At 54.0% G+C, this 12,788-nt stretch carries 12 protein-coding genes; 2 read left to right on the plus strand and 10 right to left on the minus strand.

The genetic code is table 11. The features are described from left to right. Positions 1–34: 34 nt before the first annotated feature. The 8 genes from KQI75_RS07715 to KQI75_RS07750 form a co-directional block, all read right to left on the minus strand. On the minus strand, positions 35–1,354 hold the full coding sequence (locus tag KQI75_RS07715) for a putative glycoside hydrolase (RefSeq protein WP_216470158.1): 1,320 nt from the start codon (positions 1,352–1,354) through the stop codon (positions 35–37). A gap of 43 nt (positions 1,355–1,397) precedes the next feature. Next, a complete protein-coding gene (locus KQI75_RS07720; RefSeq protein WP_216470159.1) occupies positions 1,398–2,315 on the minus strand; it encodes an RnfABCDGE type electron transport complex subunit B in 918 nt (305 codons plus the stop codon). A gap of 34 nt (positions 2,316–2,349) precedes the next feature. Next, positions 2,350–2,937, minus strand: coding sequence for an electron transport complex subunit RsxA (gene rsxA / locus KQI75_RS07725; protein WP_216470160.1), 588 nt, complete (start codon positions 2,935–2,937; stop codon positions 2,350–2,352). 6 nt (positions 2,938–2,943) lie between these two features. Next, entirely contained in the window at positions 2,944–3,534 is a 591-nt protein-coding gene (gene rsxE, locus KQI75_RS07730) for an electron transport complex subunit RsxE (RefSeq protein WP_216470161.1), read from the minus strand. A gap of 12 nt (positions 3,535–3,546) precedes the next feature. Continuing rightward, positions 3,547–4,134, minus strand: coding sequence for an RnfABCDGE type electron transport complex subunit G (locus KQI75_RS07735; RefSeq protein ID WP_216470162.1), 588 nt, complete (start codon positions 4,132–4,134; stop codon positions 3,547–3,549). A gap of 3 nt (positions 4,135–4,137) precedes the next feature. Continuing rightward, on the minus strand, positions 4,138–5,130 hold the full coding sequence (locus KQI75_RS07740) for an RnfABCDGE type electron transport complex subunit D (RefSeq protein ID WP_216470163.1): 993 nt from the start codon (positions 5,128–5,130) through the stop codon (positions 4,138–4,140). Between the two features lie 14 nt (positions 5,131–5,144). After that, the gene (gene rsxC / locus KQI75_RS07745) at positions 5,145–6,506 is read right to left on the minus strand and encodes an electron transport complex subunit RsxC (protein WP_216470164.1); all 1,362 of its coding nucleotides are present in this window, start codon (positions 6,504–6,506) and stop codon (positions 5,145–5,147) included. Between the two features lie 667 nt (positions 6,507–7,173). Then, positions 7,174–8,274, minus strand: coding sequence for a sensor histidine kinase (locus KQI75_RS07750; protein WP_216470165.1), 1,101 nt, complete (start codon positions 8,272–8,274; stop codon positions 7,174–7,176). 218 nt (positions 8,275–8,492) lie between these two features. Here KQI75_RS07750 and gap point away from each other — a divergent pair, with 218 nt between their 5' ends. Then, positions 8,493–9,521, plus strand: coding sequence for a type I glyceraldehyde-3-phosphate dehydrogenase (gene gap, locus KQI75_RS07755; RefSeq protein WP_216470166.1), 1,029 nt, complete (start codon positions 8,493–8,495; stop codon positions 9,519–9,521). A 179-nt stretch (positions 9,522–9,700) separates the two neighbouring features. Next, positions 9,701–10,723, plus strand: a complete 1,023-nt coding sequence (locus KQI75_RS07760; protein WP_216470167.1) for a hypothetical protein — start codon at positions 9,701–9,703, stop codon at positions 10,721–10,723. A 52-nt stretch (positions 10,724–10,775) separates the two neighbouring features. Here KQI75_RS07760 and KQI75_RS07765 read toward each other — a convergent pair whose 3' ends face one another. Further along, entirely contained in the window at positions 10,776–11,456 is a 681-nt protein-coding gene (locus KQI75_RS07765; RefSeq protein ID WP_216470168.1) for a PspA/IM30 family protein, read from the minus strand. 27 nt (positions 11,457–11,483) lie between these two features. After that, positions 11,484–12,539 (minus strand): hypothetical protein, encoded by a 1,056-nt coding sequence (locus tag KQI75_RS07770; protein ID WP_246566496.1) that lies wholly within the window; start codon positions 12,537–12,539, stop codon positions 11,484–11,486. Positions 12,540–12,788: the final 249 nt, after the last annotated feature.

The following is a 12,788-nucleotide window of genomic DNA, read 5'->3' on the forward strand; positions in this document are numbered from 1 at the left end:
TCCGGCAAAAGCCGGAATTTTCCAGTGTTTGAAGTTATTCATCCTCATCGCTGTACGAATCGGAATCGTCCTCTTCCGCATCATAGTCGGACGAACTCGAATCATTGGAGTCGTACTCCTCGTCATCTTCCTCGTCCTCCTCGGTATCCGAATCATACGAGCTGCGCGAGGAAGAAGTAGATCGTCTGCTGGTCGTTTCACCCGCACCGTCATACGATTTCGCCGTCTTATCGCCGCCGAACACCGCAATGGCCGCCTCTGTCGCGTCAACCGCATTGACCACGGCATCCTCGGTATATTCCGTCCAATCCGTCATACGGGTGAAAATCGGAACAACCTGTGCCTTCGGCGCGGTTTTCTGCACGCTGTCTATGACGGACTTTGCGTCATCCGAGCCCACCGGCGCATAGACGCGATGCGCGGTTGTCAGCAGCTTTTTCACGCTGCCAAGTTTGACACCGTCCTCTGCCGCAGTCTCCGACTGCGCAATCAGTTCCGATGCATCGGACGCCGTCAGGCTGACAGAAACCGAATCCCCAACCGTATTCTGTATCTCCTGCATGACATCAAGCAGCGCCGCCGCCTGACTATCCGGCTCGTTGAAAAATTCAATGCGGTCGATATGTCCGCGCAGCGGGAAGGAAAATTCATCCAGCAAAATTTCATCGCAGCCTGCATCCACGGCGCTCTGTGCAATGTCGCACAGATAGGTCACAACGTCCGGATTGGTCGGATCCAGCCAGTGTTCGCCGTTGTAATCGCTCCATCTGCCGCCATTCTGATACGCCATAGACAGGTCGGAATTTTGCTTAGATGCCGCTTTATCCTGAAAGCAATACACGCGTCCGACAACATGCACGCCGTTTTTGCTCAGCTTGCGCATGTTCTGTGCGAGTTTTTCCGCTTTCTTTGCCTGCAAATCCTCCACGTCAGATACCATATCGGTCTCTACCGGAATGTTCAGCTCGCCCTCATCGTCCTTGATGTTGACAATGACTGTATTGAGCTTTCCCGCTTCTGCAAGCTGAATGAGCTGCTCTGCCGTGTCAGCGTTCGACAAATCGGTTGCTGACAGCATGGCGCCGCGCAGAGCTTTGCCGGACGTCTTTTTCGATGTCTTGACTGGCTGTGCGCTGCCGCTTCCGCTTCCCGCAGCTGTTTTTTTCGGCTGGTTTGCGTTCTGCTCCATCGCAAGAATGCCGTAGCGGTCGATGACATGGGCACCGTTCTCGTCAAAAGACAGACACTGGAAAACCAGAAAGACGCCCACGAATACAACCAGCGCTGCCACAATCAAGACAGCGGCCACCGTGCGGCGGATGCGGGAATGACTGTGTTTGCTGTTGTGATTCATGAGCGTCTCCTTCTTGTTTCAAAAATTCAGATTCGAAGCAATCTTACTTCTCTTCTGCCTTTGCTGCTTCCTCAGCAGCCTTCTTAGCAGCGGCAGCCTTTTCTGCTGCAGCCTTCTTGGCAGCAGCCTGCTTTGCCTTGATCTCAGCAAGCTCCTTAACCTTTTCCGGGGTATTCCACGGCTCGATGATGTGGCGCGGGCAAGCCTTTGCACACATCTGGCACTTCTTACACTTGGTGTAATCAATAACCGGCAGGTTGCCTTCCATGGTGATGGCACCGAACTTACAGGTCTTTGCACACAGACCGCAGCCGATACAGCCAACCTTGCAGGAATCCATAACTTCCTTGCCCTTCGCCTTGGAGGAGCAATCGATACGGATCGGATTTGCCTGCGGAACCAGAGAAATGATATGCTTCGGACAAGCGGATACACACTTCGAGCATGCAGCACACTTATCTTCGTCTACCTTTGCCACGCCGTTTACAACATGAATGGCGTCAAACGGACAAGCCTTCTCACAGGTGCCCAGACCCAGACAAGCAAATGCGCAGTCCTTGAAGCCGTTTGCTACACGGATTGCACCGAGGCAATCGGTGATGCCCTCGTACTGTGCACGGTTCTTGACGTTCTCGCAGGTACCGGAACAGTGTACGTGTGCTACCATCTTCTCGCTCTCGGTCACTTCTACGCCGAGAACCGCTGCGATCTTTTCTGCTGCAGCAGCGCCGCCGACCGGACAGCCGTTAACCGGTGCCTTGCCTTCAACAATTGCGGTTGCCAGACCGTTACAGCCCGGATAACCACAGCCGCCGCAGTTTGCGCCCGGCAGGCACTCCTGTACCGCCGGAATACGCTCATCGACCTCGACCGCAAAGATCTTGGATGCAAATGCAAGGACCAGGCCAAAGACAAGACCCATGATACCCAGTGCCAGCACTGCATAAACAATCGTCATCATTTGTTATTCACTCCTTATTCTTCGACAGTCGGGTTTACCAAATCTTCATGCCGCTGAAGCCAAGGAATGCCATTGCCATCAGAGAAGCGGAGATCAGTGCAATCGGGAAGCCCTCAAAGCACTTCGGGCACTCTGCGGATGCAGTCAGACGCTCACGGATGGAAGCGAACAGCACGATGGACAGCGTGAAACCGATGCCGCCGGTGATGCCGTAGACAACGGACTCAATGAAGTTGTAGCTGTTCTGTACGTTCTGCAGTGCGACACCCAGAACGGCACAGTTGGTGGTAATCAGCGGAAGGAATACGCCCAGCGCCTGATACAGCGCCGGCATAGACTTCATCAGGAACATCTCAACGAACTGTACGAGGGTTGCGATGACCAGAATGAATGCGACTGTCTGCATAAATTCCAGACCCAGCGGAACCAGAATAAAGTTGTTAATCAGATATGTAACTGCGGAAGCCAGACCCATAACGAAGGTTACGGCCATGCCCATGCCAACAGCAGTGTCAATCTTCTTGGATACGCCGAAGAACGGGCAGCAGCCAAGGAACTGGGACATGATGAAGTTGTTAATCAGAATCGCACCAAGCGAAATGGATAAAATAGATGTCAGCATGATGCATTATTCTCCTTTCTTCAGCAGCTTCTGCATAACAGCGATGATGCAGCCGAGGGTCAGGAATGCGCCTGCCGGCAGAATCATGATGGTAGCCGGCTGGCTGAATACGGTGATTGCGCCGCCCAGAATGGTGCCAGCGCCCAGCAGCTCACGAACAACCGACATCAGAATCAGGGCGAACGTAAAGCCAAGACCCATAACGAGACCGTCCACTGCGGATGCACCAACGGAATTCTTGGATGCAAAGGACTCTGCACGGCCAAGGATGATACAGTTAACTACGATCAGCGGGATAAAGGTACCCAGGGATGCCGACAGAGACGGGATAAACGCCTGAAGCAGCAGGTCAACCATGGTTACGAAGCCCGCGATGACGGTGATGTATGCTGCGATACGAACCTTGCTCGGGATAATCTTACGCAGCAGGGAAATTACAATATTGGAACAAATCAGTACGGCTGTAGCGGACAGGCCCATGCCGATACCGTTTGTCAAGGAAGTCGAGGTTGCCAGCGTCGGGCACATGCCGATCAGCTGAACCAGTACCGGGTTATTGGTAACCAGGCCTTCCTTCAGACTTTTTGCAAAACTCATGTTTAGGCCTCCTTAACCCTGTTCAGCAGCGAACTGAGCCGCTGCAACAACGCCTTCCGATACAGCACGGGAGGTGATGGTAGCACCGGTCAGTGCATCAATCGAACCGCCGTCCTTGGCAACTGCGACTTCCGTGCCGACCTGGCCAGCGAACTGTGCCTGGAACTCCGGCTCCGTAGAACGAGCGCCCAGACCCGGGGTCTCAGAAGATGCGGAAATAACGGAGATGCCGGTTACCTTGCCATCGCTGTCAATGCCAACCATGGTGTCTACTGCGCCGCCGAAGCCGGTCGGGCCGACTTCTACGCAGTAGCCTGCGTCAGCGCCATCCTTGGTCATCTTGTATGCGGACAGAATGGTAACGGATGTTGCGTTCTTGGTCTCGGTGGTAACGGTGGTTCCTTCCGGAACATCGATCTGCTCAGATTCTGCGCCCGGCATAACGTTCTCCAGAGAATCCTTGATTTTCTGTGCGTTCTGCTCAGCAATCGGACCTGCGGTTACTGCGTTAACAGCACCCAGAGCCAGAGCGACTACCAGCGTGATGGCGCAAAGGATGCCGCCGAGCTGTACAAATTCATTTTTCTGCTTGCCAGCCATGGATTAGCCCTCCTTCTTCTGCTTTGCCGGTGCACCGAACTTGGTCGGGCGAGTATACTTGTCAATCAGCCATACTGTGGTGTTCATCAGCAGGATGGAGTAGCAAACGCCTTCCGGATAGCCGCCGAAGAAACGGATCATGGTGGTCAGCAGGCCGCAGCCGATGCCGAATACGATCTGACCCTTCTTGGAAACCGGTGTGGTGCTGTAGTCGGTAGCCATGAAGATAGCACCGAGCATCAGGCCGCCGCCGAAGATAGCGTACAGCATGTACTCCAGATGACCATAGCCCTCAGCCGGGAAAATGACAGCCAGAACAGCAACGGTCAGAATGTAGGCTGCCGGAATCTGGATGGTGATAACCTTGCGAACCAACAGGTAAATGCCGCCGATCAGCAGTGCAATAGCAGAAACTTCGCCCATAGAGCCGCCGGTCACACCGAGAAATACGCTCATTGCGCTCGGCAGGTCGCCTTCTGCAGAGCCCTTCAGAATTGCCATCGGGGTAGCAGCAGAGACAACGTCCGCGGTGGAGCCCAGGCCAACATGGCTGCGAGCTGCAACCCAAGTCGTCATAGCTACCGGCCAAGAAGCCAGCAGGAATGCACGGCCTGCGAGAGCCGGGTTGATGAAGTTCTTGCCAAGGCCGCCGAAGATGCACTTAGCAAAAATGATTGCGATGCCGTCGCCGATAATCAGCATCCAGTACGGAAGCGTTACCGGGCAAACGAATGCCAGCAGCACGCCGGTAACGGCTGCGGACAGATCCATAACAGTATTCTCCTTGCCTACGATCTTGTCGTAGATTGCCTCGAATACCATGCAGGCAATGATGGAAACCGCGGTCATCAGGATGGCGCGCAGCCCAAATACATATGTCGATACAGCGAGGGACGGAATCAGTGCAAGAAGCACGTCCAGCATAATCGACTTGGTATCCTCTTTGCTCTTAATATGAGGGGAGGATGTAATTACTACTTTGCTAAAATCATACATGCCATTCACCCTCCTTACTTGTTCTCAGCCGCAGCCTTGGCAGCTGCTGCCTCAGCTCTGCGCTTTTCCTGTACGCGCATCTTTGCTACGCGGAACTGCTGTACAAGCGGGATTCGTGCCGGACATACATATGCGCAGGAACCGCACTCGATGCAGTCGAGGACATCATATTCCTCGCAGCCTTCCAGATCGTTCTTTGCCGCATACATGTTCATGTATACCGGAGTCAGGTGCATCGGGCAGACGCCTACGCAGCGGCCGCAGCGGATGCAGGTCGGGTTCTTGACACGCTTGTCCTCATCGCCGGCCATAGCCAGAAATGCGTTGGTGCCCTTGAGTACCGGAACATCGGTGGTGAACTGTGCGTTGCCCATCATCGGGCCGCCAGCCAGCAGCTTGTTCGGAGCAGCCTTGAAGCCGCCGCAAGCGTCGATCAGTTCGGTAATCAGGGTGCCGGTGCGCGCTTCCAGATTCTTCGGCTCAGCGACAGCGGAACCGGAAATGGTAACGACGCGGCGGATAACCGGCATGCCCTTTGCAAAGCAGCGGTATACCGCACCGGCGGTGTCTACGTTAAATACAGCACAGCCTGCGTCTGCCGGCAGCTTGCCGGACGGAACCTCGCGGCCTGTGACTGCGTTGATCAGCTGCTTCTCGGCGCCCTGCGGGTAGCGGCACTCCAGCGGAGCCAGCTCGATGACCGGGTCACCTGCAATCAGCTTCTCAATGCCCGCAAAGGTATCCTGCTTGTTGAGCTCGATACCGATGTAAGCTTTCTTGACGCCCATAATCTTTACCAGATAACGAACGCCTTCTACAATCTCCTCCGGACGCTCCAGCAGGAGACGATGGTCGGATGTGATGTACGGCTCACACTCCGCACCGTTGATCAGGATGGTATCGCACTTGCCAATACCGGACTTGATCTTTACGTGTGTCGGGAAGGTTGCGCCGCCGTGGCCAACAATACCTGCGTCCCAGATTGCCTGGATGCGCTCGTCGTTGGACATTGCCTCAAAATCCTTCGGCTTGACAGACTCGTCCAGTCTGTCCTCATGGTCATTCTCGATCACAATCGACAGTACCTTCGAGCCATTCTGATGCAGCATCGGGACAACGTCTACGACCTTGCCGGAAACCGATGCGTGAACCGGAGCGCTGACGAAACCGCCTGCTTCTGCGATCATCTGACCCATGTTTACGATGTCACCCTTCTTCACCAGCGGCTTTGCCGGTGCGCCAATGTGCATCGAAACCGGAAGAATGACCTTGTCAGGTGCCTTCAGGACTTCGATCGGCTTTTTGTTTGTTGCGGCCTTAAATCCCGGATCATTTTTTGTGCCAGGATGGATACCGCCACGAAACGTGTACGCCATTATGGATTCACCTCTCTGTTCATTTTGTGCGGCTTCCATCAGCCGCACGGCAGACAAATACTTGTACTGCGGAACAGCCGTCCCCCCGCAAAATCAGGCACGGCCATCTCGCGTGTTTCGGAATCGTCAGGCAGTTTTCGGCGTTCGCCCATGAAAAATCCACACCTGCACATCCGGCTGGTTCCCCGCAGAATATACAAGCCTTCTGCTGAAACAGCCGTGCTGGCAGATGCCGACAAACACGCTGCGTTGCTCCTGCGGCTGCGCCGCCGATTCCGCTGTGCCCGTTTTTGTTCGAGCACAATTGTATACTTTAGATTATACCGTCATTCCCGCCAGAAACGCAAGGAATTTTGCAAAAAAAATAACACAAATCAACAAGTTTTTTTGCCCCATTCTCGTTAGCATTCGCTCACTTTGTGTTTTTTTCGATTTTTTCGTGAATTTTCGTCTTAGCATGCATCGTTTCCTGCATTTTCAGCCATACTACCTCCGCCATCCGAGAAGCAAATTGTTTCAAATTAGACGCCCGCAACAACAAATGCACAAATTTCGTCCAACTTTCTAAGTTCGCTCGTGCAGACTTTGGTTTTTTCGCACAATTCCGTCATTTTTCCGAAAAAATGCAGGAGCTGATGCCAGCTCCTGCGAGATCGTGGTTTTTTTATCAGTCTCGGCGGAAATACGCCGCATCCAGCGCGGATGACAGTTCAATGTCCGCTTCGTTGGCGCTGCTCCGCCGATATACGCCGCAGCTCTCCAGCATCGCCGGATCGCTCTGCCGCAGCGGAATGCGCAGCCGCGCGTGTGCTCCCGTCTGCTCCATCTGCACATAGACCAGTATTCCTCCGTGCATCATCGCAATGCGGCGCACATACGGAATGCCAAGTCCCCAGCCGCCCGGCAGGGCATCCGCCTGTTCCCATGTGCTGTTTATGCGCTGCATCACGGCATCCGGAATGCCGACGCCGTCATCGTCTACGCGAAACGTCACACTGTTTTCCGCCATTTCGACTGACACCGTCACGTGCACCTGTTCGCCGCCGTGCCGCAGGCTGTTGGACACAAGCGACAGAATGGCAGCACACAGCAAGTGCGTATCCGCCTGCATCTTCTCATCACACTGCGGCACAATCACCCGAATTTCCGCATGCCGTTTCAGCTGCTTGCGCAGTTCCTTCATAAAAGAAGAAACGCTGCGCTCTTTCCACTGCATACCTTCCGGCGCACCGACGAGCAATTCCAAATGGCCGATACTGCGCAGCATGCGATACGCCTCCCGCCGAATTTCCGCCGCAATATCCGGCTGCTCCAGCCTTTCCAAACGATCCGCCTGAATGAGCAGATTGGCTGCGCGGTCGCGCAAATCCGCCGTCACCAAGGTGACGCCCGCTGTGCTGCGCTGCGCTTCTGCAAATACCAGCACCGCCCCGCTTTCCACCGGTATGACGCGCATGTTCCACTGTCTGCCATCGAGCAGCACCAGCTGCTCCTGTTCTGTGTGCTGCGCCATGCACTGCCGAATGAGCTGGCCGGCCTCGTGAGGAAGAAAGCTCTCGACACAGTAGAACGCGCGCTCGGCAAACAGCCTGCCGCCCGCTTTGGTCTGTCCCAGTACCATCAGCGCTTGTGAGACATGCACCGCCGGGCACTGCTCACCGCCCAGTCCGCGGCAAACAGCCCGTAAAATCTCCGGCGTCTGCTGCGCGAAAAACACATCGTCTTCCCGATTCGACAACATCCGTTCGTTTCTCGTCTCTTTTTCCATCGCACGCGCTCCTCTCTCTAATTTTCGTCAATATATGACAGTCATTTTTCCTACATTATAGCAGAAATTATACTGTCCTGAACATGAGATATGAAATTATTTTTATTTTTCGCTGCATTTTATACAAATCTGTCATTGCGGAAATGTTTTTTTCCGTGTATAATGGAGTCGTTCCAGTAAAACAGGATTTTATATTCAATAAGGAGGATATTACTACTATGGGTATCAAAGTAGGTATCAACGGCTTTGGCCGTATCGGCCGTATGGTTTTCCGTGCTGGTCTGGACAACGAAAACATCGAGTTCCTGGGCATCAACGACCCGGGCATGACTCCGGATTACATGGCTTACATGCTGCGTTACGACACCATGCATGGTCAGTACACCGGTGACATCTCCTACACCGACAACTCCATCATCGTAAACGGCAAGGAGATCAAGGTATTCGCTGAGTTCAAGCCGGAGCAGATTCCGTGGGGCGAGATCGGCGTAGAGTACGTTGTTGAATCCACTGGTTTCTTCCTGACTCAGGAAGCTGCTAAGGGCCACATCGAGGCTGGCGCTAAGAAGGTTATCATGTCCGCTCCGTCCAAGGATTCCACTCCGATGTTCGTATACGGCGTAAACCAGAACGTTTACACCAAGGACATGCAGTTCGTTTCCAACGCTTCCTGCACCACCAACTGCCTGGCTCCGATCGCTAAGGTTCTGGACGAAGCATTCGGCATCAAGGAAGGCCTGATGACCACCGTTCATTCCACCACCGGCACCCAGAAGACTGTTGACGGCCCGTCCAAGAAGGACTGGCGCGGCGGCCGTGCTGCTTCCGGCAACATCATCCCGTCTTCCACTGGCGCTGCAAAGGCTGTAGGCAAGGTTTACCCGAAGCTGAACGGCAAGCTGACCGGTATCTCCATGCGTGTTCCGACCCTGGACGTATCTGTTGTTGACCTGACCGCTAACCTGGTTAAGCCGGCTTCCAAGGAAGACATCTGCGCTGCTATGAAGAAGGCTTCCGAGACTCCGATCGAAGAGGGCGGCCTGAAGGGCGTTCTGGGCTACACCGAGGATGCAGTTGTATCTTCTGACTTCCTGGGCGATGCTCGCACCTCCATCTTTGATGCTACCGCTGGCGTTTACCTGACCGACAACTTCGTAAAGGTAATTTCCTGGTACGACAACGAGTGGGGCTACTCCAACAAGCTGCTGATGCTGCTGCAGCACATGGCTAAGGTTGACGCTGAGTAATCCTTCCTTACTGAAAATTTTTATCAGGCTTTCTCTCCGGAGAAAGCCTGATTTTTTTCTACCCTCAGCATTCCCTCTGCCTGTATTTTGTATGCCGTTTCCGTTGCGTTTCGCACCGCGCCATGTTACAATATACAAAATATGCGGGCGTTCCTGCCCGAACTCAGAGGGGTTTTATTATGAAAAAGAGACTGACCGCCGGTTTGCTGGCTGTATGCCTGCTGACCGGTCTGACCGGCTGCAGCAGCGACCAATTGACAGAACAGGTTACTGACAAGCTGCTTTCTTCCGACGATGGCATCGCCTTCGCTGTAGATAAGCCGGTCAAAGACGATTCCATGACGCTGACCGTTCGCTCGATCACGCTGTCTGACGCTGTGTATGCACCGCTGACCACGGACAGCGAGGGCGCATACACAGCATATTACACAGAGGACGGCACAGGAAAAGAGCAGGATGCCGACAAAGATTCTGTGTATTTAGACTGCACCGCGGATATCAAAAACACCGGCGATCAGGCGCTCGATCTGGAGGATGATTTGTTCTTCTACGCCATCACCGGCGGCAAGGTGTACGGCGATTACATGGCTTTTACGGAATCCGACGGCGGCGCAAAGCTTGCCGATGCGGATACGCTGGATGTCGGAAAAACCGCCCGCGTCCATTACGCCATCATCCTCCCTGCCGATGTTGACGCAAACGCGCTGGACGTTGCTTTTATGCTCCCGTCCGCGGAAACCGTTTACCGCGTTGCATTTCCGAAGCTCGCCGTCACAGACCGCTCCCTGCCGGTCGGCGGTGCTGTAAAAACCAACAACGGCGCCATGCTGACCATCGAATCCGCCAAGCTCGTCTCCTCCATCGATCCGGTCACCAGTGCAGGCGGTGACACGTCGGTTCAGCTCATGGAGGGCGGAAACATGGTGGATGTCGTGCTGACCATCCAAAACAACAGCGATACGGATTTACCGCTCGGCACATTGTTCAGCGGGCGCATGACGATGGATTCCATCAGCCGCTTGGGCACACCGCTGCTGGAAGCGGATATGGATCTTCAGTACACCGGTTCCATTCCTGCCGGAACCAGTGCAACCGCACATCTGGTATTTGACGCGGACGGCATGTCCCGTGATTTACAGGCGACCGATTCGTATTACTTATACGCGGACGGCGTATATTATCCCATTGTCATTGAGCAATAAGGCAACAAAAGAGCCGAAAGTCATCGACTTTCGGCTCTTTCTTTATTTTCTGTTACAGTCCCATGGATTTTTTGAGCGCTTCCAGCTCGGCATCCACCGCCGTATTCGATGCGCCCTTGCTGTACTTTTCTTCCAGCGCCTTGGCCTCATCGACCGGTTCCGTGTTCAGCGCTGCCATCGCATTGGCTTCATCAAGCATCCGGTTCGCCTTGTCCTCCATGCGGTCAAACGCACCCATCGCGCCGTGTGCCTTATCAGCATTGGACGTGATTTTATTCATGCGCTCCTGCGTCTTGGCCACGGAAACCGTTGCTTTGATGGTTGCGCGGCGCGCTTTCAGCGCTTCAATGTCACTCACGAGCTTGTCGTGCATCTGGCGCATCTTGACGGCATTTTCATGTGCCGCCGTGTATGCCGTCACCAGACCGGCACCCGCACTCTCCAGCTGCTGTTTCTTTGCCAAAAAGACCTTTGCATCGCCTTCGTTGCCCGCCAGCAGTGCCTGCTTGGCGAGATCTTCATACCGTGCGGCTTCTGCCTGATTTTCTTCCATCAGCCGTCTGGTGCGCGTCTCCTCTGCCATGACACCGGCAGTTTCTTTTTTGACCTCTGCAAGGTTTTCGTTGAGCTCGCGCAGGTACTGGTCAATCATCTTGGACGGATCTTCCATCTTGTCAAGCACAGCATTGACATTTGCCTGTACAATGTCTCCAAATCTCGAAAGAATACCCATAGTTTCCTCCTTTTCCGTTCGAAAAAATTATTTTTCGTCCTTTTTCTCGTATTTTTTCGCAAGATTTTCCGCTTCGTCCTCATCGCTGAATTTGTCCAGCGGCGTTTGCAGAATATCTTCCATCTCTTTATCGCGGCGGCGCTTTTCCGCGCGCGCCTTTTCCCGCCAGCGATACAGCAGGAAAACAACCACAACGACAGCCGCTGCAATCACAAAGACGATGATCACGGTCGGCGTCTGCGACTTGGTCACGGTCATAATGCGTTCGCCGGTCTTTTGGAATGCGGTCGAGAAAAACTCCTCGTCCTCCATGTCGCTGCTGTAATAGCGATCCAGATAATCCGCCAGCACGCTGACTGCTTCGCTGTCCATAATCGTCTTTGCCTGCGAGCCGACGGCATAGCCGCAGTTGTAACTGCCGCTGCCGGTATCACAGAACACCAACAGAAAATGTCCTTCGTCTGTAAACAGCTTATCATATTCCTGCTCGGCAAATTGCTGCAGCTCGGTCGTGCTCGGTGTGGTGCTGCCGTTGAAATCCTTGAGAATGTACAGATACGGCTGCACGCCTGTGCGCTTGTAAAAATCTTTCATGCCGCTGGTCAGCTCATTTTTGTTGCTGATCCAACCCGCTTCATCGGTATAATACGCAGTTTCTGTGACAGCGCTGGCAGGCAGTGCTTCGCGCTGCACCGTCGATTTGGTCACGGAATCCGACGAGCCGCCCAGCGCGGCGGAAAAAATACCCAGCGCAAAAACCAAAAGAATCACAATCAGGCAGCCAATGCCGCAGCCGTTGTTATTTTGATTGTTGTTGCTCGGCGGTCGATGTCCGCCTCCCCCGCCGCCTCTGCGGTCGTTGAGCAAGCTGCCGATAACCATGCCTTCCCAGAATCCGCTGCTTCCGTGATGGCTCGGCGGTCCGGGTGGCGGCCCTCCGAATCCACCGCCAAATCCGCCTTGTCCACTGCGCCCACTGCGCCCACTGCCTCCGCCGCTGAAACCGCCGCTGCCTCGGCTGCCGCCACTAAATCCACCGCCGCTGAAGCCGCCTCCGCCGCCTCCTGCACCAGATCTTCCCATTGTCTCTCCTCCTGTCTCTCTTTCGTGTCCGTATGTGTGTACTTTTATTTAATCATACGCCCAAACAAAAAGCAAGCAACGCACGGAATAGAGATGTAAATGTTTTGTGAAATTATATGAAGAATTCTAAAGATTTCTTGACGAAAATGACACAAAATCATATACTTACAGCATTCAATATCTAGCCAAACAGGAGATATTTCATGAAAAAACGACTGCAACAATCTCCAGCCCATAACCTTGTCTCTC

The organism is Butyricicoccus intestinisimiae, from assembly GCF_018918345.1.
Lineage (GTDB): Bacteria > Bacillota > Clostridia > Oscillospirales > Butyricicoccaceae > Butyricicoccus_A > Butyricicoccus_A intestinisimiae.